This is a genomic window from Streptomyces sp. CB00455, assembly GCF_001905445.1.
Lineage (GTDB): Bacteria > Actinomycetota > Actinomycetes > Streptomycetales > Streptomycetaceae > Streptomyces.
Map to the genome: position 1 here is coordinate 17,864 of NZ_LIVQ01000011.1, position 24,851 is coordinate 42,714.

At 73.6% G+C, this 24,851-nt stretch carries 25 protein-coding genes and 1 tRNA gene; 13 read left to right on the forward strand and 13 right to left on the reverse strand.

What is annotated here, in order from left to right; genetic code table 11:
- Positions 1-37 precede the first annotated feature (37 nt).
- Positions 38-226, forward strand: a complete 189-nt coding sequence (locus tag AMK16_RS30915; RefSeq protein WP_031146791.1) for a DUF5703 family protein — start codon at positions 38-40, stop codon at positions 224-226.
- A 39-nt stretch (positions 227-265) separates the two neighbouring features.
- Here the strand turns inward: AMK16_RS30915 and AMK16_RS30920 are convergent, their stop codons facing one another.
- The 3 genes from AMK16_RS30920 to AMK16_RS30930 form a co-directional block, all read right to left on the reverse strand.
- Positions 266-988, reverse strand: coding sequence for a chaplin (locus AMK16_RS30920; protein ID WP_242439009.1), 723 nt, complete (start codon positions 986-988; stop codon positions 266-268).
- A gap of 164 nt (positions 989-1,152) precedes the next feature.
- Complete coding sequence (chpH, locus tag AMK16_RS30925) at positions 1,153-1,386, reverse strand: chaplin ChpH (protein WP_073920643.1); 234 nt, start codon at positions 1,384-1,386, stop codon at positions 1,153-1,155.
- A gap of 129 nt (positions 1,387-1,515) precedes the next feature.
- Entirely contained in the window at positions 1,516-2,841 is a 1,326-nt protein-coding gene (locus AMK16_RS30930) for a M20/M25/M40 family metallo-hydrolase (RefSeq protein ID WP_073920644.1), read from the reverse strand.
- Between the two features lie 169 nt (positions 2,842-3,010).
- On the opposite strand from AMK16_RS30930, the gene AMK16_RS30935 reads away from it, so the two are divergent.
- Positions 3,011-3,098: transfer RNA gene (locus tag AMK16_RS30935), tRNA-Leu, on the forward strand.
- A gap of 113 nt (positions 3,099-3,211) precedes the next feature.
- On the opposite strand, the gene AMK16_RS30940 is transcribed toward AMK16_RS30935, so the two are convergent.
- The 4 genes from AMK16_RS30940 to AMK16_RS30955 all read right to left on the reverse strand — a co-directional run bounded on the left by AMK16_RS30940 (position 3,212) and on the right by AMK16_RS30955 (position 10,180).
- Positions 3,212-4,651 (reverse strand): amino acid permease, encoded by a 1,440-nt coding sequence (locus tag AMK16_RS30940; protein WP_073920645.1) that lies wholly within the window; start codon positions 4,649-4,651, stop codon positions 3,212-3,214.
- Between the two features lie 227 nt (positions 4,652-4,878).
- A complete protein-coding gene (locus tag AMK16_RS30945; RefSeq protein ID WP_073920646.1) occupies positions 4,879-6,423 on the reverse strand; it encodes an APC family permease in 1,545 nt (514 codons plus the stop codon).
- 85 nt (positions 6,424-6,508) lie between these two features.
- The gene (locus AMK16_RS30950) at positions 6,509-7,456 is read right to left on the reverse strand and encodes a hypothetical protein (protein WP_073920647.1); all 948 of its coding nucleotides are present in this window, start codon (positions 7,454-7,456) and stop codon (positions 6,509-6,511) included.
- A 1,068-nt stretch (positions 7,457-8,524) separates the two neighbouring features.
- Positions 8,525-10,180 (reverse strand): FAD-binding dehydrogenase, encoded by a 1,656-nt coding sequence (locus AMK16_RS30955; protein WP_073920648.1) that lies wholly within the window; start codon positions 10,178-10,180, stop codon positions 8,525-8,527.
- 75 nt (positions 10,181-10,255) lie between these two features.
- Between AMK16_RS30955 and AMK16_RS30960 the strand changes: the two genes are divergently transcribed.
- The 7 genes from AMK16_RS30960 (at position 10,256) to AMK16_RS30990 (ending at position 15,435) form a co-directional block, all read left to right on the forward strand.
- Complete coding sequence (locus AMK16_RS30960; RefSeq protein ID WP_443333625.1) at positions 10,256-10,786, forward strand: NUDIX hydrolase; 531 nt, start codon at positions 10,256-10,258, stop codon at positions 10,784-10,786.
- Between the two features lie 9 nt (positions 10,787-10,795).
- Positions 10,796-11,194, forward strand: a complete 399-nt coding sequence (locus tag AMK16_RS30965) for a YidH family protein (protein WP_073920649.1) — start codon at positions 10,796-10,798, stop codon at positions 11,192-11,194.
- Positions 11,191-11,514: a DUF202 domain-containing protein gene (locus AMK16_RS30970; protein ID WP_073920650.1), complete on the forward strand. Its 324-nt coding sequence runs from the start codon at positions 11,191-11,193 to the stop codon at positions 11,512-11,514. Before AMK16_RS30965 ends, AMK16_RS30970 begins: the two co-directional genes overlap by 4 nt.
- 94 nt (positions 11,515-11,608) lie before the next feature.
- Complete coding sequence (locus AMK16_RS30975; protein ID WP_073920651.1) at positions 11,609-11,905, forward strand: hypothetical protein; 297 nt, start codon at positions 11,609-11,611, stop codon at positions 11,903-11,905.
- A 159-nt stretch (positions 11,906-12,064) separates the two neighbouring features.
- Positions 12,065-12,976 (forward strand): MBL fold metallo-hydrolase, encoded by a 912-nt coding sequence (locus tag AMK16_RS30980; protein ID WP_073920652.1) that lies wholly within the window; start codon positions 12,065-12,067, stop codon positions 12,974-12,976.
- A 192-nt stretch (positions 12,977-13,168) separates the two neighbouring features.
- Positions 13,169-14,209, forward strand: coding sequence for a phosphotransferase family protein (locus AMK16_RS30985; protein ID WP_073920653.1), 1,041 nt, complete (start codon positions 13,169-13,171; stop codon positions 14,207-14,209).
- A gap of 11 nt (positions 14,210-14,220) precedes the next feature.
- Positions 14,221-15,435 (forward strand): acyl-CoA dehydrogenase family protein, encoded by a 1,215-nt coding sequence (locus AMK16_RS30990; protein ID WP_073920654.1) that lies wholly within the window; start codon positions 14,221-14,223, stop codon positions 15,433-15,435.
- A 124-nt stretch (positions 15,436-15,559) separates the two neighbouring features.
- On the opposite strand, the gene AMK16_RS30995 is transcribed toward AMK16_RS30990, so the two are convergent.
- The 3 genes from AMK16_RS30995 to AMK16_RS31005 form a co-directional block, all read right to left on the reverse strand.
- A complete protein-coding gene (locus AMK16_RS30995; protein ID WP_073920655.1) occupies positions 15,560-16,165 on the reverse strand; it encodes a TetR/AcrR family transcriptional regulator in 606 nt (201 codons plus the stop codon).
- A gap of 48 nt (positions 16,166-16,213) precedes the next feature.
- On the reverse strand, positions 16,214-17,893 hold the full coding sequence (locus AMK16_RS31000; RefSeq protein ID WP_073920727.1) for a class I adenylate-forming enzyme family protein: 1,680 nt from the start codon (positions 17,891-17,893) through the stop codon (positions 16,214-16,216).
- A gap of 80 nt (positions 17,894-17,973) precedes the next feature.
- Positions 17,974-18,747, reverse strand: a complete 774-nt coding sequence (locus tag AMK16_RS31005) for an SDR family oxidoreductase (RefSeq protein WP_199885648.1) — start codon at positions 18,745-18,747, stop codon at positions 17,974-17,976.
- An 86-nt stretch (positions 18,748-18,833) separates the two neighbouring features.
- Between AMK16_RS31005 and AMK16_RS31010 the strand changes: the two genes are divergently transcribed.
- The 3 genes from AMK16_RS31010 (at position 18,834) to AMK16_RS31020 (ending at position 22,282) form a co-directional block, all read left to right on the forward strand.
- Positions 18,834-20,162 carry an exo-beta-N-acetylmuramidase NamZ family protein gene (locus tag AMK16_RS31010; RefSeq protein WP_073920657.1) on the forward strand — a complete coding sequence of 443 codons (1,329 nt, stop codon included), beginning with the start codon at positions 18,834-18,836 and terminating at the stop codon, positions 20,160-20,162.
- A gap of 74 nt (positions 20,163-20,236) precedes the next feature.
- The gene (locus AMK16_RS31015) at positions 20,237-21,604 is read left to right on the forward strand and encodes a serine-threonine protein kinase (RefSeq protein WP_242439010.1); all 1,368 of its coding nucleotides are present in this window, start codon (positions 20,237-20,239) and stop codon (positions 21,602-21,604) included.
- 96 nt (positions 21,605-21,700) lie between these two features.
- Complete coding sequence (locus AMK16_RS31020; protein ID WP_073920658.1) at positions 21,701-22,282, forward strand: hypothetical protein; 582 nt, start codon at positions 21,701-21,703, stop codon at positions 22,280-22,282.
- 350 nt (positions 22,283-22,632) lie between these two features.
- On the opposite strand, the gene soxR is transcribed toward AMK16_RS31020, so the two are convergent.
- On the reverse strand, positions 22,633-23,076 hold the full coding sequence (gene soxR, locus AMK16_RS31025; RefSeq protein ID WP_073920659.1) for a redox-sensitive transcriptional activator SoxR: 444 nt from the start codon (positions 23,074-23,076) through the stop codon (positions 22,633-22,635).
- Between the two features lie 109 nt (positions 23,077-23,185).
- On the opposite strand from soxR, the gene AMK16_RS31030 reads away from it, so the two are divergent.
- A complete protein-coding gene (locus AMK16_RS31030; protein ID WP_073920660.1) occupies positions 23,186-23,647 on the forward strand; it encodes a MaoC family dehydratase in 462 nt (153 codons plus the stop codon).
- A gap of 13 nt (positions 23,648-23,660) precedes the next feature.
- On the opposite strand, the gene AMK16_RS31035 is transcribed toward AMK16_RS31030, so the two are convergent.
- On the reverse strand, positions 23,661-24,287 hold the full coding sequence (locus tag AMK16_RS31035; RefSeq protein WP_073920661.1) for a TetR/AcrR family transcriptional regulator: 627 nt from the start codon (positions 24,285-24,287) through the stop codon (positions 23,661-23,663).
- A gap of 107 nt (positions 24,288-24,394) precedes the next feature.
- The gene (locus AMK16_RS31040; protein ID WP_073920662.1) at positions 24,395-24,682 is read right to left on the reverse strand and encodes a YiaA/YiaB family inner membrane protein; all 288 of its coding nucleotides are present in this window, start codon (positions 24,680-24,682) and stop codon (positions 24,395-24,397) included.
- Positions 24,683-24,851 lie beyond the last annotated feature (169 nt).

Sequence of the window (24,851 nt, forward strand, 5' to 3'; positions counted from 1 at the left end):
CTATCCGTAGCGGGGCTCTGCCCGCACAATAGATGCGATGCCGGAATACGAATTTGTCGACGTGTACGTGCCTCGCGGCGTTCCTCGCAAGGAGGCGACCCGCCTGCTGACCGATCACGCCGAGTACGGGAACTGGGAGCTCGACCGCCTGACCCTGCACCGGGACGGCAGCCGGCGGGTGCGTCTGCGCCGCCGGATCATCCGACAGGTCCGCGCGACCTGGTGACGCGGGCCCCGGGGCAGGGGCCCGCGCCGTGAGCGTGCGTCAGGCGGCGTTGCGGGCGCGCCGGTAGAGCACGGCGCCGCCGAGCAGCAGGCCGCCCGCGAGCGGGAGACCGGCGGTCAGGACGCCGTTCGAGCCGGTTGCGGCGAGCACGGGCGGCGTGGCGGGCGTACCGGGCGCCGGCGCGGGGTGCGTGACCGGAGTGACGGTGCCGGTGGCCGGGCCGGGCGTGGTCGGCTTGCCGGGGGTGTGACCGCCCGGAGTCCCCGGGTTGCCCGGCGTGCCCGGGTGGCCGGGGTGGTCCCCGCCGCCGGGGTGGCCCGGGTGGTCGTCGCACGGCTCGTCGCCGTCGCCCGGGTGTCCGGGGTTGCCCGGGTGGCCCGGGTGGTCCCCGCCGGGCGTGCCCGGGTGGTGACCGCCGGGCGTGCCGGGGTGGCCGGGGTTGCCCGGGTGGCCGGGAGTGCCGGGGTGGCCCGGGTGACCGGGGGTGCCCGTCTGGTGCCCGCCGTGTCCCGAGACGTTGGCGCAGCGGTTGCCGAAGGCGGGATTGAGGCCTCCGACCACCGTCACGGTGTTGCCGCAGGCGTTCACCGGCACGTCAATCGGTGCCTGCACGGTGTTCCCGGACAGCAGGCCCGGAGAGTTGGCGGCCTGTCCCGCGGCGATGGAGTCCGCGTGTGCGGCGCCCCCGCCCATGGCGAGGACACCTCCCGCGGCAGCCATGGTGATGAGGGTCTTCCTGCTGACCTGTGTCGGTCGTCGCATCTGTACTCGTCCCCTGGTGTTGTTCGTGTCGGCCACCGCCCGACGGGGGTGGCCTGGCCATCCGGGCTCCCCCGCCCGGTACGCCGAGGCCGGGATTCCGGGCCGGAAAACCCGGCGGCCCCGGAACGCTGGAATGCGCTCCGGGGCCCAAGACTTCAGACGCGTCAGGCGTTGACGCAGGTGTTGCCGAAGGCCGGGTTGAGCAGGCCGACCACGTTGATCGTGTTACCGCACACGTTCACGGGAACGTGGACGGGAACCTGGACCACGTTGCCGGACAGGACACCGGGCGAGCCGATGGCCGCACCCTGGGCACCCGCGTCGGCAGCAGCCAGACCCGCACCCGCGAGAACCAGGCCACCGGTGGCAGCCGCAGCGGCGACAACCTTCTTGATCATTGTTCCTCCTAGTTGGCAATGCGGTCCCAGCCGCGGACCGCACCACCTGTAACGAGGAGGGATCACCAGGGCTACGAGCGTATGAGCGCATTCACTCTTCCCAGTGGCATGCGCACACCTCTTCGATTCTCAGGCGTTGTCGATGAACCGGTCGAGGACCCGGACGCCGAACTTGAGCCCGTCCACCGGCACGCGCTCGTCCACGCCGTGGAACATCCCGGCGAAGTCCAGCTCGGGCGGCAGCTGGAGCGGTGCGAAGCCGAAGCACCGGATCCCGAGGTCGTCGAAGGACTTGGCGTCCGTACCGCCCGAGAGCATGTAGGGGACGGCCCGCGCGATGGGGTCCTCGGCCTTCAGGGCGCCCTGCATGGCGTCCACCAGCCGTCCGTCGAAGTCCGTCTCCAGGGCCTTGTCCCCGTGCACGTCCTCCCGCTTCACGCGGGGGCCGAGCACGCGGTCGAGGTCGGCGAAGAACTCGTCCTCGTAGCCCGGCAGGAAGCGGCCGTCGACGTGGGCGGTCGCCTGACCGGGGATGACGTTGACCTTGTAGCCCGCGCCGAGCATCGTCGGGGCGGCCGAGTTGCGCAGCGTCGCGCCGACCATCTTGGCGATGCCGCCGAGCTTGGCGAGCGTGGCGTCCATGTCGTCCGGATCCAGCGGGGTGCCGAGCGCGTCCGAGAGCTCGTCCAGGAAGCTGCGCACGGTCTTGGTCACGCGCACCGGCCACTGGTGGCGCCCGAGCCGGCCCACGGCCTCGCACAGCTCCGTGATGGCGTTGTCGTTGTTGGTCATGGAGCCGTGGCCGGCGGTGCCGTCCACCGTCAGCCGCATCCAGTGCATGCCCTTCTGCGCGGTCTCCACCAGGTAGAGGCGCAGGTTCTCGTTGACGGTGAAGGAGAAGCCGCCGACCTCGCCGATCGCCTCGGTGACGCCCTCGAAGAGGTCCGGGTGCTTGTCGACGAGGTGCCGCGCCCCGTACACGCCGCCGGCCTCCTCGTCGGCGAGGAAGGCCAGGACGATGTCGCGCGGGGGCTTGCGCCCGCTGCGCATCCGGTCGCGCACGACGGCCAGCGTCATCGCGTCCATGTCCTTCATGTCGACGGCGCCGCGGCCCCACAGGCAGCCGTCGGCGATCTCGCCCGCGAAGGGGTCGTAGGTCCAGTCGGCCGCGTTCGCCGGGACGACGTCGGTGTGCCCGTGGATCAGGAGCGCGGGCCGGGAGGGGTCCTCGCCCTCGATCCGCGCGACCGTCGAGGCGCGTCCCTTGTGGGACTCGAAGATCTGCGGCTCCAGCCCGACCTCCGCGAGCTTCTCGGCCACCCATTCCGCGGCCTTGCGCTCGCCGGGGCCCGAGTGGTCTCCGTAGTTGCTGGTGTCGATCCGGATGAGGTCCCGGCAGAGGTCGACGACCTCGTCCTCGCCGGAGACGGTCCTGCCCGCGCTCGACTCGCTCACGCTGCTTCCTCCCACTGATCGGTACCGAACTTCCCCCATCCTCCCGCCCCGGGCCGCTCTCCCCAAGAGCGCTCTCCGGCCCGCAGGGGGGTGTGATCGGGGGCCCCGGAATGTTTGGTAATGTTTTCCCAGTCGGAACGGCCCGCGAGGGACGCGAGACAGACACCTTGTCCGGGTGGCGGAATGGCAGACGCGCTAGCTTGAGGTGCTAGTGCCCTTTATCGGGCGTGGGGGTTCAAGTCCCCCCTCGGACACCAGAGCAGTACGAAGAAGGACCCCGCTCCGGCGGGGTCCTTCTTCTTTGTACCGGGCGCGCGGGCGCAGGGAGCGGCCGCGGGGCCCCTGCCAGGGGTCCCGCGGCCGGAGGGGGTCAGTCGCGGGCGGCGGCGAGCGCCGCGACGCGGCGGCGGACCAGGAACCAGCCGCCCACCAGGGCCGCGCCGATGACCGGGACGAAGAGGACCGTGGTGCGGCCCACGCCGCCGTCGCACCACATCAGGACCAGGACCGTGCCGAGGAAGGCGAGGGTCACCAGCTGGGTGTAAGGGGCCCAGGGCAGGCGGTAGGCGGGGCGTTCGACCCGGCCCTGCTTCGCGCGGCGCCAGAAGTGCAGCGAACAGAGCATGACCATGGCCCAGGTGCCGAGGATGCCCAGCGAGGCGAAGTTCAGGACGATCTCGAAGGCCTCCTCCGCCATGAAGTAGTTCAGGCCGACACCCGCGATGCCGAAGGCGGCGGTGAACAGGACGCCGCCGTAGGGGACCTTGCCCCGGTTCATGACGCCGGTGAACTTCGGCGCGGAGCCGGCGAGGGACATCGAGCGCAGGATGCGGCCGGTGGAGTAGAGGCCGGAGTTGAGGCTGGAGAGGGCCGCGGTCAGCACGACCAGGTTCATGACGCCGGCCGCGCCGGGGACGCCGAGCTTGTCGAAGACCGTGACGAAGGGGCTCTGGTCGGCGGAGTACTCGGTGTACGGGAGCAGCAAGGCGAGCAGGACGACGGATCCGACGTAGAAGACGCCCACGCGCCACATGATCGAGTTGATCGCCTTCGGCATGATCTTCTCGGGGTTCTCGGTCTCGCCGGCGGCGACGCCGCACAGCTCGACCGAGGCGTACGCGAAGACGACGCCCTGGATCACCAGGAGCATGGGCAGGACGCCGGCGGGGAAGAGGCCGCCGTTGTCGGTGACGGAGGCGAAGCCCGGTGTGTGGCCGCCGATCTCGTGGCTGGTGGCCACGAGCCAGATGCCGACGATCAGGAAGACGACCAGGGCGGCGACCTTGACCAGCGAGAACCAGAACTCCATCTCTCCGAAGTACTTCACGGAGATCAGGTTCGCGGTGAGGACGACGGCGAGGGCGATGAAGGCGAGGACCCACTGGGGCACATCGGTGAACAGCGACCAGAAGTGCGCGTAGGTCGCGGCTGCCGTGATGTCGGCGACGGTGGTCGTGGACCAGTTCAGGAAGTAGAGCCAGCCGGCCGTGTAGGCGCCCTTCTCCCCCATGAACTCGCGCGCGTAGGAGACGAAGGCTCCGGAGGAGGGCCGGTAGAGCACGAGCTCACCGAGGGCCCTGACGACGAAGAAGGCGAAGACGCCGCACACCGCGTAGGCGATCGCGAGGGAGGGGCCGGCGCCGGCGAGGCGGCCGCCCGCGCCGAGGAACAGGCCGGTGCCTATCGCCCCGCCGATCGCGATCATGTTGATGTGGCGGGACTTGAGGTCCTTGCTGTAGCCCTCGTCACCGGCGTCGACATGGCGGGAAGACGCCGGGGCGGGGGCCTCGGTCAAGGTGCGGTCACTCATGTATGACTTCGCCTTCGTGGGTGGGACAGGCAGGTCGGAGTGGCGCGGGGGGGGCTGGGTGATGTCCCCCGCGGCACGTCCGAACGGTTTGGTCGCCCCAGGAGACCATGGGGTTCCGCTACCCGCCAAAATCGCCCCTACGCGCGAGGAAGCCCCCGACGACCTTGGAAAGCGTCGTCGGGGGCTTCTCAGGGGCTGGAAAACGAGGTCAGGCGCCGGTGTAGACGTCAGGCGCCGATGTCGGCGTCGGCCGCCTGGTCGAGGCGGAAGGCTTCGTTGCCGAGGCCGATGCGGGCGTGGACCTCGGGGCGGCGGCTGCGCAGCACGGCCCCGTAGGCCAGACCGACGGCCACGGCGGCGCCGATGATGCCCGGCAGCACCCAGCTGAGCGCGGAGCCCTTCTCGGCGCCGACCAGGACGCCGAAGTCCTTGACGGTGTAGACGGCGATGGCGAGCAGGGCGAGACCGGCGGCGCCGGCCGCGACGAGCCGCCAGACCTGGGCGCCGGCGGTGCCGCGGCGGACGAAGAAGGCGATGACCGCGAAGGAGGCCGCGGCCATGAGCAGGGTCACGCCCAGCGCGCCGACGCTGCCCATCCAGGTGAACAGGTGCAGCACGGGGGCGGTCGGGTCGCCGGCCGGCAGGTCGTCGGTGGCGGCGAAGGCGATCACGACGACGGCGGCGATGACGGTCTGCAGGAGCGAGCCGGTGCCGGGGGCGCCGGTGCCGGCGTTGGTGCGGCCGAAGGCGGCCGGGAGCAGGCCCTCGCGGCCCATGGCGAAGGCGTAGCGGGCGACCACGTTGTGGAAGCTGAGCATGGCGGCGAACATGCCGGTCACGAAGAGGACGTGCAGGACGTCGGTGAAGGTCGTGCCCAGGCGGTCCCCGGTGAGCTGGAAGAGCAGGCCGGGGCCGGCTTCGGCGGAGGTCCTGACGACCTCGGAGGGGCCGGTGGCGACGGTCAGGGCCCAGGCGCTGAGCGCGAAGAAGAGGGCGACGAAGCCGACGGCGAGGAACATCACCCGGGAGACGACGATGTGCGGCTTGCTGGTCTCCTCGGCGTACACCGGGGACTGTTCGAAGCCCACGAAGGCGGCGATGCAGAAGCACAGGGCGGTGCCGAGGCCCGGGCCGCTGAGGGTCGCGGGGTCGAAGGCGTGCAGCGAGAGCCCTTCGGCGCCGGGCTTGCCGAGGGCGGCGAGGTCGAAGACGACGACGAGCGCGCACTCGATGAGCAGGAGTACGCCGAGGACCTTGGCATTGAGGTCGATCTTGAGCCAGCCGAGGGCGCCGGTGGCGGCGACGGCCAGCAGGGCCGGGATCCACCAGGCCACTTCGGTGTCCAGGTAGGTGGCGAAGAGGCCGGATATCTCGAAGCCGAGGATGCCGTAGACGCCGACCTGCATGGCGCTGTACGCGACGAGGGCGACGAGCGAGGCACCGGCTCCGGCGGTGGGGCCGAGGCCGCGGGCGATGTAGGCGTAGAAGGCGCCGGCGTTGTGGACGTGCCGGCTCATCTCGGCGTAGCCGATGCTGAAGAGCGCGAGGACGATGCCGAGGATGACGAAGAGCAGGGGCTGCCCGACGATGCCCATGACACCGAAGGTGGTGGGCATCACACCGGCGACCACCATGAGGGGCGCGCTGGCGGCGAGTACGGAGAGCAGCAGGCCGGCGGTGCCGAGGCGGTCGGCGCGCAGGGCGCGGTCCTGGCCCTTGTACGTGCGGATCTCGGCCGTGTCCTGGAGCGTGGTGGATCTGCCCGTCGGCATGGCGGCGTCCTTTCGGGGTGCGGGTCCGGGGGTGAGGGTCCGGGGCGGGTCGGGAACGCGGGGCGGGGGTGCGGTCCGGGGCGGGTCAGGCGGTTCCGAGGGCGGCGCTGCGGGCCGCGAGGAAAGCCTTGTGCGGGTCGAGGTCCGGGTAGGACCAGGGAGCGGGCGTGGCGTGGCTCCCGATGCGGTGGAAGAGGGCCGCGGCCTCGGCGGGGCGGCCCTCGCAGAGCTTGGCGTGGGCGAGGAAGTTGAGGTCGACCCGGTTGCGGGGGTGGTCCTCGCGTTCCCACTCCAGCCACCAGTCGAAGGCGGAGCGCAGCACCTGCCGGGCGCGGCGGCCCGACCAGTGGGCCGCGGCGCCGTGGGGGCTGTGCCCGTGCGTGGCGGCGAGCACCCGGTACCGCTCGGCGTGCGCGATGACGGGGAGTACGGCGAGCGGGGAGTCGGCCGGGGACTCCTCGGCGGCCCAGGCCGCGAAGTCGTAGACCTCGTGGAGGGGGTCCTGGCCGGAGGCGGGGGTGCGCTCGGCCAGTCTGGCCACCATCAGGTGGTGGGCGTGATGGTGCTCGCGGTGGCGGGCGCGGACCTGGTCGAAGGTGCGGCTGAACTCCTCCTCGGTGCCGAAGGCGCGGGAGAGCAGGAGCAGGCCGAGCCAGGGGGTGGGATCGGCGGGGAGCAGGGCGGCGGCCCGGCGGCAGGCTTCCTCGGCCGCGGCCGGGGTGCCCTTGCGGCGCAGGGCGGTGAAGACGGCGGCGCAGGCGAGCAGGGTGGCGGCGTCGGCGCTCCCGGGTTCGGCGAGCAGCCATTCGCCGGCCCAGGCGGAGGCCGCCGGGGTCTCGGCGAGGACGACGACCCGGTGACCCCGGCGGTCCCAGTCGTCACCGGTACCGACGAGGAGGGAGCGGGCCCGGGTCCAGCGGCCCTGGGTGAACTGGGTCCGGACCTCGACGAGTTCGGCGTCGCAGAGGGCCGAGTCGAAGAGCTGGGCGTCCCGCTTGCGGGCACGGCCGAGAGGCGGCGGAGGCGGGGACATCCGCGGTTTTCCCTCCAGGACGCGGGCGGACGAGGGCGGTCGGTGGCCTGATCACGCGCATGGTGCACGCGGGTCGAGCGGCCGGGGGCCGGGCGATCAAGCCGGTGAGCGAGCTGATGATCACGCACAGCAAACCGGTACGCACAGCTCCGAGTCAAGGTCCGGTCCACTGCGTGGCGGGTTTCAACTGCTGCTCGTCGTAGCCGAGTTGGGCCGGATGCCCCGGTTCGGGGGGCACTGCCGCCACCGCCGCCGGGGGAGGCGATGACGCACTGCGAGGACCTCCCGCACGCTCCGTGGGCCTTCCGGGACCGCTGCGCGACAGGTGGTGGCGGCGGCGCCCGGCGGCACGGGGACGAGCACCACCCGGCCGGTCGCGGCGTACGGGGCCGGGGGCCGTCGACGGGCCGCGCCCCTCGCGGCGTGCGGCGGACGAAGGAGAGAGGTACGCGTCGGTGGCCGAATGGCACGCCTCGCACGGACGTTTCCGCCAGCGCTGCGACATGCGCGCGCCCTGCCCGCTCCCGGGCCGGAGCGGACGCGGCCGCGGGTGCGAGTGCGGGTGCGGGTGCGGTCCTCGGTGCGGGTGCGGGCCTGGGTGCGGGTGCGGGTACGAGCGCCGAGAGGGCACGGGTCCGAGTCCGGGCGCCGACGCGGGTGCGGGCCCGGGTGCGGGTGTGGGTACGAGCGCCGAGAGGGCACGGGCCCGGGTCCGGGCGCCGACGGGGATGCCCACGCGGGCACGAGCCCCCGGCGCCCACGCGGACGCGGTCGGGGCCCCGGCGCCCACGCGGACGCAGGCGGGGGTCCGGCACCTACGCCGACGCGGGCGGGGGTCCGGCGCCCACGCGGACGCGGGCGGTGGGCCGGCTGCTCTGGGGCGGGCGGCCCCGCAGGCCCGGCGGGGGTCCGGCGCCCACGCGGACGCGGGCGGTGGGCCGGCTGCTCTGGGGCGGGCGGCCCGGGGCCCGCAGGCCCGGCGGGGGTCCGGCGCCCGCGCGGACGCGGGCGGGTGGGCCCGCTGCTCTGGGGCGGGCAGCCCGGGGCCCGCAGGCCCCGGGGGCGGGGTCAGGCGACGGCCTTGGCCGCCGCCCGGCCCGCCGTCCGGCCCGAGAAGATGCAGCCGCCCAGGAAGGTGCCCTCCAGGGCGCGGTAGCCGTGCACCCCGCCGCCGCCGAAGCCGGCCGCCTCGCCCGCCGCGTACACGCCGGGCAGCGGTTCGCCGCCGGGCGTCAGGACGCGCGAGGAGAGGTCCGTCTCCAGCCCGCCCAGGGACTTGCGGGTCAGGACCGACAGCCGTACCGCGATCAGCGGACCGGCCTTGGGGTCCAGGATCCGGTGCGGGGCGGCCGTGCGGATCAGTTTGTCGCCGAGGTACTTGCGGGCGCCGCGGATGGCCGCCACCTGGAGGTCCTTGGTGAAGGGGTTGGCCACCTCCCGGTCCCGGGAGGTGATCACCCGGCGCAGGGCGGCCTCGTCGATCAGGTCGTCCTCGGTGACCGCGTTCATCCCGCGCACCAGGGCGGACAGGTCCCGCTCGACGACGAAGTCGGCGCCCTTGTCCATGAATGCCTTGACCGGCCCCGGAACGGCCTGCCGCGCCCGGTCGATCACGTCGCGGACCGAGCGGCCGGTCAGGTCCGGATTCTGCTCGGAGCCGGACAGCCCGAACTCCTTGCCGATGATCCGCTGGTTGAGGACGAACCAGGTGTGGTCGTGCCCGGTCCTCATGATGTGGTCGAGGGTGCCGAGGGTGTCGAAGCCCGGGAAGAGCGGCACCGGCAGCCGCTTGCCCGTCGCGTCCAGCCACAGCGAGGAGGGGCCCGGCAGGATGCGGATGCCGTGCCGGGACCAGATCGGGTCCCAGTTCTCGATGCCCTCCGTGTAGTGCCACATCCGGTCCTTGTTGATGTGGCTGGCGCCGGCGGCCTCGGTGATGCCGAGCATGAGGCCGTCCACGTGCGCGGGGACCCCGCAGAGCATGCGCCGCGGCGGGGCGCCGAGCCGGGCGGGCCACTGCGCGCGTACGAGGTCGTGGTTGCCGCCGATGCCGCCGCTGGTCACGATGACGGCCTGGGCCCGCAGCGAGAAGGCCCCGGTGGCCTCGCGACTGCTGGCCGTGCCCCGTACGGCGCCGGAGGGCTCCAGGACCTCGCCGGTCACGGTGTCGACCGCGCCCGCGGTACGGGAGAGGCCCGTCACCCGGTGCCGGAACCGCAGCTGGACCAGGCCGCGCGCCATCCCGGCCCGCACGCGCCGCTCGAAGGGCTCCACCAGGCCGGGACCGGTGCCCCAGGTGATGTGGAAGCGGGGGACGGAGTTGCCGTGCCCGTCGGCGTCGTAGCCGCCACGTTCCGCCCAGCCGACGACGGGGAAGAACCGGACGCCCTGGGCGTGCAGCCAGGGGCGCTTCTCGCCGGCCGCGAAGTCCACGTACGCCTCGGCCCAGCGGCGCGGCCAGGCGTCCTCCTCGCGGTCGAAGCCGGCGGTGCCCAGCCAGTCCTGGAGGGCGAGATCGCGCGTGTCCTTGATCCGCATCCGGCGCTGCTCGGGCGAGTCCACGAAGAACAGGCCGCCGAAGGACCAGTGCGCCTGGCCGCCGATCGACTGCTCGGGCTCCTGGTCGAGCAGGATGACCTTGCGGCCCGCGTCGACGAGTTCGGCGGTGGCCGCGAGCCCCGCCAGGCCGGCCCCGATCACGATCACGTCTGCGTCGTACGTCATGCGATTCCCGTCCTCCGTCGGTGGTGGGGCAGATCCTTTGCTACGGAGCGGTAACCAGTCAACAGCGGTGGTTGGATGGGCCGTGTGAGTGCCGCTGATGAAGTACTGGACGTGGTGGACCGGGACGACCGGGTGACGGGACGGGCCCCGCGCGGTGAGGTCTACGCCCGCGGGTTGATCCACCGCTGTGTGTTCGTGCAGGCCAGGGACGCCGGCGGGCGGATCTTCGTCCACCGGCGGACCGCCTCGAAGCTGGTGTTCCCCTCGCACTACGACATGTTCGTGGGCGGGGTGCTGGGCGCCGGGGAGGACTACGCGGGGGCCGCGCTGCGGGAGGCCGAGGAGGAGCTGGGGGTGTCCGGGCTGGCGGCGCCGGTACCGCTGTTCAAGTTCCTGTACGAAGGCCCGGGCGGGGCCTGGTGGTCGTACGTGCACGAGGTGCGCTGCGAGGTGCCGGTGGATCCGCAGGAGTCGGAGGTGGACTGGCACACCTTCCTCCCGCCGGAGGAGCTGGACCGGCGGGTGGCACAGGGGCCGTGGGTCTGGGTGCCGGACGGGCTGGAGGCGTACCGGCGGCTGCGGGAGTTCCGGCGGGTGCGCCAGTAGATTGACCGCGTGATCGACTTCGTCAAGGACGTGCGCCTCTGGTTCGCACCCGCACGGCTGGAGGAGGAGGGCGAGACCCCCGACTACCGCTTCTCCCTGGCCAACGAGCGGACCTTCCTGGCCTGGATCCGGACCGCGCTGGCGCTGGTGGGGGGCGGTTTCGCGGTCGACCAGTTCCTGCCGGACCTGCGGTGGGGGGTGCGCGTCGGGCTGACTTTCGTGCTGCTCGCGGTGGGTGCGGCGTGCGCGGTGCGGGCGGTGAACCACTGGGTGCGGTGCGAGCGGGCGATGCGGCGGGGCGAGGGTCTGCCGCTGTCACGGTTCCCGGTGGTGCTGAGCGCCGGGGTCGCTCTGGTGGCCGTGGCGATGGTGGTGGTCGTGCTGATGGGCTGGACGGCGGGCCGGTGAGCGGGGCGGCGGGGGGCGGGGGGCGGGACATCGGACTGCAGCCCGAACGCACCCGGCTCGCGTGGCGGCGTACGACGCTGGCCTGCTCGGTCGTCGCGGTGCTGGCGCTGCGGCAGGCGCTGCGCGGCGCAGGCGGGCCACTGGAGGTGGGTGGGGCGGCGGTGATCGCGCTGATCTGGCTGGCCTTCCTGGGGGTGGCGCACCGGCGGATCCGGTCGCTGGCCGCCGCCCGGCCGCCGGGGCTCGCACCGGGGGCGGCCCTGGCGGCGGCCGCGTGCACGGTGGGGCTCGCGGCGTTCGCGGTGGCCGTGGTCGTCTGAGCGGTCGACCGGACGGTCCGGCTCCGCCACGCCACTTGGACAGAACGGGCGATAGCGGGGTGATTCGTACACGATGCGCACTAGCCTCTGCTCCATGACGACCTTGCACCACGAACACCCCACGCACGAGCACGTCCACGGCGCCGACTGCGGGCACCCGGCGGTCCCGCACGGCGACCACGTCGACTACGCCCACGACGGCCACCTCCACCGGGAGCACTCCGGCCACTGGGACGAGTGCGAGAGCCCCGGACACGCCACCCACGAGGGCCACGCGCACGCCCACGGCCCGGACTGCGGGCACGCGTCCGTCCGCCACGGCGACCACGTCGACTACCTGCACGACGGGCACCGGCACGCCGAGCACGACGGCCACTACGACGACCACTGACCGGCGGGGCGCGCCGCCGGGCACGCCCGCCGGCCGCCCCTGCCGTCGCCCCCGCCCCTGACCGCACTGGCGGCAGGGGGCGCACCCGCCCCCTCCCCCGGCGCCGTGACGACTGGCAGGATGCCGACCGTCCGTCACAGCGACCGGGGGAGAGTGCAGATGACCGTCGACGAGCCCTATCTCGTGCAGCCCGCGCCCGGGGTGTACGCCTACGTCCAGCCGGACGGCGGCTGGTGCCTCAACAACGCCGGCTTCGTCAGCGACGGCGGCCGCACGCTGCTCGTCGACACGGCCGCCACCGAGCGGCGGGCCCTGGCACTGCGCGAGGCGGTCGCGTCCGCGGGAGTGCCGCTCCCCCGCACCGTGGTGAACACCCACCACCACGGGGACCACACCTACGGCAACGGGGTGTTCGCCCCGGAGGCACTGATCCTGGCGCACGACAACGCGCGGGCCGAGCAGCTCGCCGCCGGCCACCAGCTGGAGATGATCTGGCCCGCGACCGATTTCGGGGCGATAGGCATCACGGCGCCCGACCTGACCTACAGTGGCCGGATGACCCTGTACGTCGGGGAGACGCAGGTGCAGGTCATCCACCCGGGCGTCGCGCACACCACCGGCGACTCCATCGTGTGGCTGCCGCGCGAGCGGGTCGTCTTCACCGGCGACCTGGTCTTCGCCGGGGGGACGCCGTTCCTCGCGATGGGCTCGCTGGCCGGTTCGCTGCGGGCGCTGGAACTCCTGCGCTCGCTGGACGCGCAGACCGTCGTGCCGGGCCACGGGCCGCTGACCGACGGGTCGGCGTACGAGGCCACCGAGCGGTACCTGCGGTTCGTGGCCGAACTGGCCCGGGAGGGCAGGGCGCAGGGGCTGACCCCGCTGGAGACGGCCCGCCGCAGCGATCTCGGCGAGTTCGCCTCCTGGCGGGAGAGCGAGCGGCTGGTGGCGAACCTGCACCGGGCGTACGCGGAACTGGCCGGGGAGCCGGAGGGTGCGCCCCTGGACATCCTGGCGGTGCTGAAGGACATGACGGTGATGAACGGGGGCACGCCGATCCTCTGCCACGCCTGAGCGGACGGTCCGGCGGGCCCGCCGCGCGGCACGGCAGGCACGGCGGGGCGCGGCGGGGCGCGGGCGGCGCGGCGCAGCATGACGCGGTCGGGGGAGTACTTCGGCCCGCCCTATGGACGGCATACCGACTGGTCGGCATGATGGCTCTGAGCAACCCGTCCCGTCATCGTCAACCGCACGGAGGTGCCCACCATGACCTCAGGCCCGGACCATCCGCGAGGCCTCGACCTGGAGCGGCTGCGCAACCATCTCGACGGCGCACGGCCCGGGCTCGTGGCCGGGGCCCTGAGCGGCCGGCTGATCGAGGGCGGACGGTCGAACCTCACCTACGCCGTCACCGACGGCTCCCACCACTGGGTGGTGCGCCGCCCCCCGCTCGGTCACGTCCTGGCCACCGCGCACGACATGCGGCGCGAGCACCGGGTGATCACGGCGCTCCACGGGACGGCCGTACCGGTGCCCGGGACGGTGCTGCTCTGCGAGGACGAGTCGGTGATCGGCGCGCCGTTCTACGTCATGGAGTACGTGGACGGGGTGCCCTACCGCACGGCGGACGAGCTCGCCGCGCTCGGGCCCGAGCGCACGCGGCGGGCGGTGCTGGGCCTGGTGGACACCCTGGTCGACCTGCACGCGGTGGACCCCGAGGCCGTGGGCCTGGGCGACTTCGGGCGTCCCGAGGGTTTCCTCGACCGGCAGCTGCGCCGCTGGGGCAAGCAGCTCGCCGCCTCCCGCGGCCGGGAGCTCGCCGGGATCGACGAGCTGCACGGCGCGCTGGGCCGGGCTCTGCCCCGCTCCCCCGCGCCCACCGTGGTGCACGGGGACTTCCGGCTGGACAACGTCCTGATCGGCGGTCCGCAGGACGCGATCCGGGCGGTGCTGGACTGGGAGATGTCCACGCTGGGCGATCCGCTGACGGACCTCGGGCTGCTGGTGATGTACAGCTCGGACCTGGGGCTGCCCGAGTCGCCGGTGAGCACCACCAGCGGGGCGCCCGGCCACCCGGCGCCCGCGGAGCTCGTCGAGCGCTACGCCGCCCGCTCGGGGCGGGACACCGGGGCGATCGCCTGGTACACGGCCTTCGCCTGGTTCAAGCTCGCGGTGATCCTCGAAGGCATCCACTACCGCTACACGCTGGGGCAGACCGTCGGCGCGGGCTTCGACCGGATCGGCGAGCTGGTCCCGGTCTTCATCGAGCACGGTCTGACCACCCTCCAGGAACTCCACGAAGGCTGAGGCACGCACCCATGGATTTCGCATTCGACGCCCGGACCGAGGAACTCCGCGAGCGGCTGCTCGCGTTCATGGAGGAGTACGTCTACCCGGCGGAGCCCGTCGCCGCCGAGCAGCGCGCGCGGCTGGCCTCGCCCTGGGACACCCCGGCCGTCTTCGGTGAACTGAAGGCCGAGGCGCGCCGCCAGGGCCTGTGGAACCTCTTCCTGCCCGATGCGGAGTACGGCGCCGGGCTGACCAACCTCCAGTACGCCCCGCTCGCCGAGATCACCGGCCGCAGTCCGCACCTGGCGCCGATGGCGACCAACTGCGCGGCTCCGGACACCGGGAACATGGAACTGCTGGCGCAGTTCGGCGGCGAGGAGCACAAGAAGCAGTGGCTGGAGCCGCTGCTGGCGGGCGAGATCCGCTCCGCCTTCGCGATGACCGAGCCCGAGGTGGCCTCCTCGGACGCGACGAACATCGAGACGCGGATCGAGCGCGCGGGTGACGAGTACGTGGTGACCGGGCGCAAGTGGTTCATCTCCGGGGCGATGAACCCGGACTGCTCGGTCTTCATCGTGATGGGCAAGACCGACCCGGAGGGCGCCGACCCGCGCCGCCAGCAGTCGATGATCCTGGTGCCGCGCGACACCCCGGGGGTGGAGGTGCGCCGGGCGATGACGGTCTACGGCTACGCGGACCACGACCACGGCGGCCATGCCGAGGTCGTCTTCGACGGGGCGCGGGTGCCGGCGTCGCACCTGATCGGCGAGGAGGGCTCCGGCTTCGCCATCGCCCAGGCCCGGCTCGGCCCGGGCCGCATCCACCACTGCATGCGGCTGATCGGCATGGCGGAGCGCGCCATCGAGCTGATGTGCCGGCGCGCGGTGGACCGTACGGCCTTCGGCAAGCCGCTCGCCGCGCAGGGCGTCGTGCAGAACTGGATCGCGGACGCCCGGGTCACGGTGGAGCAGTTGCGGCTGCTGGTGCTGAAGACGGCCTGGCTGATGGACACGGCCGGGAACCGCGGCGCGCACACCGAGATCCAGGCCATCAAGATCGCGACTCCGCGCGCGGTGGTGGGGATCCTCGACCAGGCGGTGCAGCTGTACGGCGCGGGCGGGGTGAGCCAGGACTTCCCCCTGGCGGAACTGTGGGCCGCGGCCCGGACGCTGCGGCTGGCGGACGGTCCGGACGAGGTGCACCAGCGTTCCCTGGCACGGCGCGAGCTGAAGCGCTACCGGTAACCGGCGGCGGGGCGGGGAGCAGGCCGTCCCCGCCCGTCCCCTCCCGGCCCGCCCCCGCCCGGCCCGACGCTCCCGCCGGCCCCCGCGCCTCTCGCCCGCTTCCCGCGTTCCCGTGTCCCGGCTCCTACGGCCGCAGCGCGCGCAGCAGCAGGTCGGCGAGGTGGTCGGCGACCTCCTGCGGGGTGAGCGGGCCGTCCGCGCGGTACCAGGTGGACAGGTGGTGGACCGACCCGAAGTGGTAGTCCACCACCAGGTCGGCGGGCGTGGCGGTGGAGAACACCCCCGCCCGCTGCCCCTCCTCGACCAGCGCCCGGAAGCGCTCGTGGTAGCGCCGGCGCTCGGCCCGCACCTGCTTGAACTTCTCCGGGCTCAGCTGGTGCATCGACCGGAAGAAGATCATGGCGTCGTCGAGGTTCTCGATGGTGGTGACCACGACATCGGCCGCGGCCGCCCGCAGCCGCTCCTCGACGGGCGCGTCGGAGCCGGCCACCGCGTCGAGCCGCTGCTGCTGCAGGCGCAGCATCCGCGCGTACACCTCGTGCAGCAGGTCGTCCTTCGACCCGAAGTAGTGGTACAGCGCGCCCTTGGTGACCCCGGCCGCCTCGACGATCTCCTGGACGGAGGTGCGGTCGTAGCCGCGGTCGGCGAAGAGCCGGGTGGCGACGGCCAGCAGCCGCTGCGGTACCGGGGCCTCGTGCGTGCCTTCGGTTTCCGTTGTCCTGGCGGCCATGGCGCCGACCTTCCCTTCCCATACAGCTGTCCGAGCAACCGACTGTTTTCAGCCGCGCTCGCGTAGTTCCCGTCGCAGGATCTTGCCACTGGTCGTCTTCGGAAGGACAGGCAGGATCTCCACCTGCCGCGGGTATTTGTAGGCGGCGATGCGCTCGGCGCAGTACGCGGACAGCTCCGCCGGCTCCACGCGGGCCCCCGGACGCAGGCTGACGTACGCCTTCACGCTCTCCCCGCGGTAGGGGTCCGGGACGCCGACGACGGCCGCCTCGCGTACCGCGGGGTGGCTGTAGAGCACGTCCTCGACCTCGCGCGGCCACACCTTGAAGCCGGAGGCGTTGATCATGTCCTTCTTGCGGTCGACGACGTAGAGCCAGCCGTCGGCGTCCATGAAACCGACGTCCCCGGTGTGCAGTTCACCGGCCGGGAACGCCTTGGCCGTGTCGGCGGGCAGCCCCCAGTAGCCGGGCACGACCTGCGGGCCGCGGACGGCTATCTCCCCGCTCTCGCCGATGGGGACCTCGGCGCCCTGTTCGTCGAGGATGCGCACCACGGTGTCGGCGCCGGGGAGTCCGACCGAGAGGGTCCCGGAGGCCGGGTCGACGGGGGCTTCGAGGTGCGGGGGGACGGAGGCGCAGGGGGCCGTGCACTCGGTGAGGCCGTAGCCGTTGCGGAGGTAGAAGCCGAAGGCGCCGCGCAGCCGTTCGACGAGCGCGGGCGGCAGGGGGGCTCCGCCGGAGGAGATCACCTGGAACGAGGCGAAGTGGCCGGGGGTGACGCCGGGATGGGCGGCCAGGGCCATGAAGGCGGTGGCGGGGCCGACGGTGTAGGCGGGGCGGTGCTCGGCGAAGGCGTCGAGGACGACGCCGGGTTCGAAGCGGTGGGCGAGGGCGAGGGTGCCGGCGTTGGCGAAACAGGCGGCGAGCTCGCAGACCATGCCGGTGATGTGGAAGAGGGGGGCGAGGGCGAAGTAGGTGGCGCCTTCGGGGACGGGGTGCCCGGTGACCTGGCGCACCGCGTTGTAGGTGAGGGCGCCGTGCGGGTTCATCGCGCCCTTGGGGGTCCCGCTGGTGCCGGAGGTGTAGCTGATGAGCGCGGTGTCGGCGGCGGTGAGGTGCGGGTCCGGCGGCGCGGGGTGGCCCCGGCGGGCCACGGCGGTGAGGTCGGCGGCGTCGGCGGCCTGCGGTTCGCGCCCGTGGGTGAGGACCCGCTGGTCGTTCCTGGTCTGGAAGTCCAGGTCGCAGGCGGTCAGGGCGGTGTGTACGGCCGTTCCCGTCGCGGCCTCGCGCAGGTACGCCGCCCACGCCCGGGCGTCGCACACCAGCGCGGCGGCCCCGGAGTCGCGCAGGATGTGGCCGACCTCGCCGGACTTGTACATGGGGTTGAGCGGGACGACGACGGCCCCGGCCTTCCAGGCGGCGAGGACGGCGAGCACGAAGTGCGGGGTGTTCTGCAGCATGACGGCGACCCGGTCGCCGCGGGCGATGCCACGCGCCGCGAGGTGGCCGGCGACGGAGTCGGAGAGCGCGTCGGCCTCGGCGTAGCCGGTGCGGCCGTCGAAGTAGGCCAGCGCGGTGCGTTCGGGGGCCCGGGTGACGGCCTCGCGGAAGGCGTGCAGCACGGTGGGCGGCGGCGTGACGGGCGCGCGCTGGGCGGGGGTGAGCAGCCCCAGCCAGGGCTTGGCGGCGTACGGGGAGTCCGAGGGGCTCGTGGAAGGCGAGGCGCTCACGGAAGGCGAGGCGCTGGAGGGCGAGGGGTTCGCGGAACGCGAGGGGTTCGCGGAACGCGAGGGGTTCGCGGAAGGCGGGGTCACTGCTCCTCCCACTTTTGCTGGAGGTGGTTCATCCCGCTCAGCCAGCGGTCCGGTTCGGTGGCGCGGGCGGCGTAGAAGTCCGCCACCTCGGGGTGCGGGAGGATCAAGAACCGGCCCTTCTCCATGCCCTCGAACAGTGCGTCGGCGACCGCCTCCGGCTCGATCGCGGTCGGCGCGAGGACGAGTTCGCCCGCCGATCCCGCGGCCGTCAGCATGTCGGTGCGCACCCCTTGCGGGCAGATGGCGTGGACCTGGACACCGCGGTGGCGGTAGGTCAGCGAGAGCCATTCGGCGAAGGCGAGCGCACCGTGCTTGGTGACACTGTACGGGGCCGCCCCGATCATGGTGAGCAGCCCGGCGGCCGAGACGGTGGACACGAAGCGGCCGGTCTCCCGCTCCAGCCAGTCCGGCAGGAGCAGCCGGGCCGCGCGCACGTGGGCCATGACATTGGTGTCCCACGCGGCCTCCCAGACGGCCTCGTCGGCGAACGCGTCGCCGCCCGAGGCGAGCCCGGCGTTGGCGCAGTACACGTCGATCCGGCCGCCGAGGGCCTCCCGGGCCTCGGCCACGACCTCCGACGCGTCGCCGGGCACCGGGATGGCGCGGGCTCCGATCGCGCCGGCCACCGCGGCGGCCCGGGCGGCGTCGAGGTCGTTGACCACCACCGTGGCGCCCTCGTCGGCGAAGCGGTGGGCGAGGGCGGCGCCGATCCCCCCGCCCGCCCCGGTGACGACGACTCGCTGGTCCTGGTACGCGCTCACGGGGATCACCTCTCGTGCGGCCGGATGCCGGATGCACGGCAGACTAACCAGTCGGTATGTGCGGAGGGAAGAGGCGTGCCCCCTAGCGTGGCCGGATGGATCTGTCGCGACGCGGGGCGCTGGGACGGGCGGGGGCCGTGGGTATGGCCGTTGCCGCGGGCACGTCCGGGGCGGCGCGGGCCGCCGGCACCGCGGGCACGTCCGGGGCGGCGCGGGCCGCCGGTCGTGCGCCCGGTCCCCGCGAGACCGGAGCGGGCACCGGGGCGGGTCCGGGCCGGGTGCGGACCGGCTTCGAGCGCCTGGCCGCGGACGGGTACGCCGAGCTGGCCGGGCAGCGGATCGGGGTGGTCACCAACCCCACCGGAATCAGCGCCGACGCCCGCCACCTCGTCGACGTGCTGCACGCGGACGAACGCGTCGACCTGGTCGCGGTCTTCGGGCCCGAGCACGGTTTCCGCGGGACGGCCCAGGCGGGCGGCTCCGAGGGGACCTCGCGGGACCCGGCGACCGCACTGCCGGTGTACGACACGTACGACACGAGCGGGCAGCGCCTGGCCGACGTGTTCACGGCGGCGGGGGTCGACACCGTCCTGTTCGACATCCAGGACGTCGGGGCGCGGTTCTACACCTACATCTGGACCTTGTACGACTGCATGCGCGCGGCCGCCCTCGCGGGCAAGGCCGTCGTGGTCCTGGACCGGCCCAACCCGGTGGGCGGCCGGCGGGCCTCGGGGCCGGTGCTGGAGCGGCCGTACGCGAGCTTCGTGGGCCGGGAGCCGATCGCGCTCGCGCACGGGATGACGGTGGCCGAACTGGCGCGGCTGTTCAACGGCCGTTTCCTCAACGACCGCCCCGTCAGGCTGCGGACGGTGGCGATGACCGGCTGGCGGCGGGAGTCGTTCTTCGGCGAGACGGGCCTGCCCTGGGTGCCGCCGAGCCCCAACATGCCGACCCCGGACACGGCGCTCGTGTACGCCGGCACCTGCCTGTTCGAGGGGACGAACCTGTCCGAGGGGCGCGGCACGACCACGCCCTTCGAGGTGGTCGGCGCGCAGGGCGTCGACCGGCGGTGGGCACAGGCGGCGGACGCGCTCGGCCTGCCCGGGGTGTGGTTCCGGGAGACGTACTTCACGCCGGCCTTCTCCAAGCACGCCGGGAGGCCGTGCGGCGGGGTCCGGCTGATCGTGCACGACCGGGCGGCCTTCGACCCGGTCCGGGCCGGGATCGGGCTGCTGGTCACCGCACGGCGGACCTGGAGCGGTTTCGCGTGGCGCCCGGACCACTGGATCGACCGGCTCACGGGATCGGACCGGGTGCGGCGGCTGGTGGACGCGGGTGCGGGGGTGGAGGAGATCGCCGGGGACTGGGCGGCGGGGCTGGCCCGATTCGAGGCGGCGCGCGGGGAGTACCTGCTCTACCGCTGAGCATCCTCTAGCCGTGGGAAGGGCCGGCGCGGTGCCGGCCCCGCGGACGTACGGCGTGAGGGGGGCGTGGCGACATGGCGGACATCGGTGACGGCATACGGGACGGGGAGGTGGCCGGGGAGCGGACCGCCGCCCAGGCCGGGATCGCAGTGGGTCCGTACGCGGAGCTGACCTTCGACTCCGAGGGGGACGCGGACCCGGCCACCCTGAGCGCCGTGGCCGGGATGGACGCCACGGACCTGCTGGTCTTCGCGCACGGCTGGAACAGCGACCGGTCCACCGCGACCAGGCTCTACGACCGGTTCTTCACCCCCTTCCCGGGGCTGGTGGGACCGCAGGTGCGCCTGGGGTACGTGGGCGTCGTATGGCCGTCGATCCGCTTCTCCGACGAGCCGATACCGGACTTCGACGAGCCCGGCGCCCACATGGAGCCGGGCTCCGGGCCGGAGCTGGATCCCGGCACCCGCCGGGCGCTCGGCGACTTCTGGCCCGGGCGGCGGACGGAGCTGGACCGCGTGGCCGAACTGCTGGCGCGGTGCCCGGAGTCCCAGGCCGCGTTCATCGAGTTCGGTGCGCTCGTACGGGAGCTGGCCGGGGTGGACGCCGTCGACGGCGACTCCCCCGCGGCGGTCCCCCTGATCTTCACCGCCGACGTCCTGGAGGTGTGCCGGGCCCTCACCCTCGGCCTGGCCGAGGCGTCCGCCCCGCAGGGGGGTGTCGGCGCGGCGGACCCCGCGGCCGGGGACACCGGCGCACGGGAGGTGTCGCCCGGGGATCCGCCCCGCGCCCTGTGGAGCGGCGCGAAGGAGCTGCTGCGGCAGGCGACGTACTACCAGATGAAGAAGCGGGCGGGCGTCGTCGGGGAGCGTGGGCTCGGCCCGGTCCTGACGGCCCTGGCGCGGCTGCGCCCCGGCCTGCGCGTCCATCTGGTCGGCCACAGTTTCGGCGCGCGGGTGGCGTCCTTCGCACTGCGCGGCGTACCGGACGACGCCCGGTTCGTGCGGTCGCTGACCTTGCTGCAGGGCGCGTTCTCCCACTACGCCTTCAGCGACCGGCTGCCGCACGACCACGACCGCGGCGGCGCCCTGGGCGGCCTGCAGCGGCGGGTCGACGGGCCGGTGGTGGCCTGCCACTCGCGGCACGACACCTCCCTCGGCGTGTTCTACCCGCTCGCCTCCCGGATGGCAGGGGATTCGGCCGGTCTGCTGGGCTTCGACGAACGCTGGGGGGCCCTCGGGCACGACGGGGTGCAGGCCGTGCCTGGTGCGCCCCGGCTGACCCTCGACGCCGCCCTGCGCGAGGGGGTGCCGGGGGCGGGCTGCGTCAGTGTGGACGCGGCCTCGGTGGTGCGGCGCGGCGGCGTCCCGTCAGGGGCGCACAGCGACATCTGCCACGAGGAACTGGCACGGCTGGTGGTGTCTGCGGGGCGCATGGGGCGTTGACTTCCGGCCATGTGCCTCCCGCACGCCTCGGCCGCCCCCGCATGCCCCCGGCCTCAACCGGGCATGTTGGAGCACATCGGTGGAGGTGAAGGTGTGATGGCGGGATTCCGGAGTCTGGCCTACCAGGTGCGCGACGCGCGCAATGACCGTGCCCTGCGGCGCCATTCCCTGCGCCGCTGCCTGGAGCGGTTCGCCCCGTACGGGCACAGGGCCACGTGGTGGCACCTGTGCGACCGGCACGGGATCGCCCCCGAGGACCGGGGGGCCGATCCGCTGCGGCTGGTCGCCGCCCTGGAGGAGCTGGAGGACGCGCGGTCGGTCTGGCTGGCGTACGAGCGGCAGTTCGCGGAGCGGCGGCGGCGGGAGAAGCACCACGGTCTGCGCCGGCCGGAGTGGGCCTGGGGCGGCAGCGGGGACGCGGTGGTGCGGTGCGCGGATCCGGGCGTACGGCCGGAGGGCACGCTGGGCGAGGTGCTGCGGCGGCTGGTGCGGGCGCTGGAGTCGGCGCCCGGCACCGCCTGCCCGGTCTGCGGGGACGAGGAGCTGCGGTGGTCCGCCGTGCCCGCGGTGGGCGCCTGGGAGGGCGCCTGGGCCTGGGACGGTCCGGTGTGCGCGGGCTGCGGGATCGTGGTGCCCAGACCGGCGCTGGCGGACGCCCCGACGGCGGGGGCTGCGTGAGGCTGCCGGTGTCGCTGCCGGTGTCGCTGCCGGTGTCGCTGAACGGTGAGTGGAGCGCGGCCGACGGCGCGGCGGTGCCGGTGTCGCCGCGGGAGCCGGGCCTGCCGCTGCGTGAGCCCGGACGGGTCCGGCTCCTGGCCGAGCTCGCGACGGCCGATCCGGCGCTGGTGGCCGGGCTGCGCGGGCTGCCGCCGGTGGCGGTGGTGCTGTACGGGCGAAACGACGCCGCCTGGCCGGTGCTGCGCCTGGCCGCGCCGTGTGGCACGGGCCCGCGGACCGGGAGGGCGGGGCGGGTACGGCGGCGCGGGACGCGGCGGGCGGGACGGGTACGGCGGTGCGGGGCTCGGCGGCTACAGCCGGGAGCCGGTGAGCCGCTCGCCGAAGACGTCGTCCGGGTTGGACAGTGCGCAGGTCTCCAGCGAGAGGCAGCCGCAGCCGATGCAGTCCGCCAGGTGGTCGCGCAGACGGCTGAGACGGGTGATCCGCCGGTCGAGCTCGGTGCGCCAGGCCGCCGAGAGACGGGCCCAGTCCTCATGGGTGGGGGTGCGCTCCTCGGGCAGCTCGGCGAGCGCCTCGCGGATGCTGGCGAGCGGGATGCCCACGCGCTGGGCGGCGCGCACGAAGGCGACCCGGCGCAGCGCGTCACGGGTGTAGCGGCGCTGGTTGCCCGAGGTGCGGCGGCTGCTGATCAGGCCCTTGGACTCGTAGAAGTGCAGGGCGGAGACGGCCGCGCCGCTGCGGGCGGACAGCTGGCCGACGGTGAGTTCGTGAACGGTCTCGGGAATCTGCGGCACCCCGCCGAGGGTAGTCGGAGGGTCCGTTGACATACACATACGGTCCCAGCATCCTGAGCAAGCGCTTATTCGCCCAGCGCTTTCCGTGAGTGAGAGGCAGGACCGGGGCATGGCCGAGCCGAGGATCTTCACGTCCGCCGAGGAGCTGCGCGCCGCAACAGGCGTGCCGCTCGGGCCCAGCGCGTGGCTGGAGGTGGACCAGAAGCGGATCGACCTCTTCGCGGACGCCACCGGTGACCACCAGTGGATCCACGTGGACCCGGAGCGGGCGGCCGAGGGGCCCTTCGGCTCGACGATCGCGCACGGCTACCTGACCCTGTCCCTGCTGCCGAGCCTGGTCCCACAGATCATGCGCGTCGAGGGCATGAAGATGGGCATCAACTACGGGGTCAACAAGGTGCGTTTCCCGGCGCCGGTGCCGGTCGGGTCGCGGCTGCGCGCCGGCGCCGTCATCGACGAAGTGACGGAGGCCGGCGGCGGGGTGCAGGTCACGGCGACCGTCACCATCGAGCGTGAGGGTGGCGACAAGCCCGTCTGCGTGGCCGAATCGGTGTCCCGCTACTACTTCTGAGCGCGCGGACCGACTACCGGGTGCGGGCGCCCACCATGCGGAGCACGAGGTCGGCGTAGAGCGTGCCGACCTCGTCGGGCGTGCGCCGGCCGGCCGCGCTGAACCAGCGGGCGACGTCGATGCAGAGCGAGAGGACGGCGAGGGTGGTGCCCGGGACGTCGGGGACGTCGAACTCTCCCGCTCCGACCCCGTCCGCCAGGATGCGGCGGACGGCGGCGTCGCTCCGCCGGCGCAGTGCCACGATTTCGGAGCGGTGCTCCGGAGCGAGAGCGTCGAGCTCGTACTGGACCACGCGCGCCGTGGTGTGGTGCGCCGCGTGCCACCGCACGAAGGACCGTACGGCCGCATCGAGCCGATCGGCGGCGCTGCCCGGACCGTCGGCCGCCGAGGTGAGGATCTCCAGGGCCTTGTCGTGGCCGATCCGGCTGATCCGGTGGAGGAGCTCTTCCTTGGTCTTGTAGTGGATGTACAGCGCGGCCGGGCTCATCCCGGCCCGGCCCGCGATGTCACGCGTCGTGGTGGCGTGGTACCCGCGCTCCGCGAAGGCCTCGACGGCGGCGACGAGCAGCCGCCGCGCGGCGTCGGGGGTGACCTCGGACCACGGCTGGTAGCCGCCGGCCGTCTCCTCCGCGCTGTCCATCGCTCACTCACCCTCTTCGCCGTGTGGGAGTGAACACCCTACCGGAGGGGTGAGCAAGCGCTTAGGGTGCGCGGGCGCGCCCCCGGCGCGGGCGGCTGCCCGGGGGGCTACTTGGGGGCGAAGGGGTCGTATTCCGCCATCATCTTTTCCATCCGGGCCTGGTCGACCCGGCTGACGATCTGGGTGACCTCCTGGCGGTCCCGGACCACCTTGGCGAGGGTGAAGGCCGAGGTGGTGAGGTAGAGGACCGCGATGCCGAGGAAGGCGCGGACCCAGCCGTCGACCTCCAGGTTGTAGATCCCCACGGCCACGGCGCCGATGGCGATGCCGAAGGAGGCGACCGCCTGGCCGTAGTACGCCCCCGTGCTCTGCTGCTTGACCGGTGTCTCGTTCATGGGTCGAGCATCGGGCGCGGCGGGCCGGGTCACATCCGTATGCGTACTCATCCGGGTACTCAGCCCGGGGCCGCGGGCGGGGCGGCCGGGGCCGCCGGGGCGGCGGGGTCCGTTGATGCGGCGGGGTCCGTTGATGGATCGGGGCCGGGAGGCGGGGCCGGAGGCGGAG

Bases quoted from the DNA above. Each gene is read 5' to 3' on its own strand.
- AMK16_RS30915 (WP_031146791.1), top strand. From the start codon at position 38: ATGCCGGAATACGAATTTGTCGACGTGTACGTGCCTCGCGGCGTTCCT.
- AMK16_RS30920 (WP_242439009.1), bottom strand. From the start codon at position 988: ATGCGACGACCGACACAGGTCAGCAGGAAGACCCTCATCACCATGGCT.
- chpH (WP_073920643.1), bottom strand. From the start codon at position 1,386: ATGATCAAGAAGGTTGTCGCCGCTGCGGCTGCCACCGGTGGCCTGGTT.
- AMK16_RS30940 (WP_073920645.1), bottom strand. From the start codon at position 4,651: ATGAGTGACCGCACCTTGACCGAGGCCCCCGCCCCGGCGTCTTCCCGC.
- AMK16_RS30945 (WP_073920646.1), bottom strand. From the start codon at position 6,423: ATGCCGACGGGCAGATCCACCACGCTCCAGGACACGGCCGAGATCCGC.
- AMK16_RS30950 (WP_073920647.1), bottom strand. From the start codon at position 7,456: ATGTCCCCGCCTCCGCCGCCTCTCGGCCGTGCCCGCAAGCGGGACGCC.
- AMK16_RS30955 (WP_073920648.1), bottom strand. From the start codon at position 10,180: ATGACGTACGACGCAGACGTGATCGTGATCGGGGCCGGCCTGGCGGGG.
- AMK16_RS30960 (WP_443333625.1), top strand. From the start codon at position 10,256: ATGGGCCGTGTGAGTGCCGCTGATGAAGTACTGGACGTGGTGGACCGG.
- AMK16_RS30975 (WP_073920651.1), top strand. From the start codon at position 11,609: ATGACGACCTTGCACCACGAACACCCCACGCACGAGCACGTCCACGGC.
- AMK16_RS30980 (WP_073920652.1), top strand. From the start codon at position 12,065: ATGACCGTCGACGAGCCCTATCTCGTGCAGCCCGCGCCCGGGGTGTAC.
- AMK16_RS30985 (WP_073920653.1), top strand. From the start codon at position 13,169: ATGACCTCAGGCCCGGACCATCCGCGAGGCCTCGACCTGGAGCGGCTG.
- AMK16_RS30990 (WP_073920654.1), top strand. From the start codon at position 14,221: ATGGATTTCGCATTCGACGCCCGGACCGAGGAACTCCGCGAGCGGCTG.
- AMK16_RS30995 (WP_073920655.1), bottom strand. From the start codon at position 16,165: ATGGCCGCCAGGACAACGGAAACCGAAGGCACGCACGAGGCCCCGGTA.
- AMK16_RS31010 (WP_073920657.1), top strand. From the start codon at position 18,834: ATGGATCTGTCGCGACGCGGGGCGCTGGGACGGGCGGGGGCCGTGGGT.
- AMK16_RS31015 (WP_242439010.1), top strand. From the start codon at position 20,237: ATGGCGGACATCGGTGACGGCATACGGGACGGGGAGGTGGCCGGGGAG.
- AMK16_RS31020 (WP_073920658.1), top strand. From the start codon at position 21,701: ATGGCGGGATTCCGGAGTCTGGCCTACCAGGTGCGCGACGCGCGCAAT.
- AMK16_RS31030 (WP_073920660.1), top strand. From the start codon at position 23,186: ATGGCCGAGCCGAGGATCTTCACGTCCGCCGAGGAGCTGCGCGCCGCA.
- AMK16_RS31035 (WP_073920661.1), bottom strand. From the start codon at position 24,287: ATGGACAGCGCGGAGGAGACGGCCGGCGGCTACCAGCCGTGGTCCGAG.
- AMK16_RS31040 (WP_073920662.1), bottom strand. From the start codon at position 24,682: ATGAACGAGACACCGGTCAAGCAGCAGAGCACGGGGGCGTACTACGGC.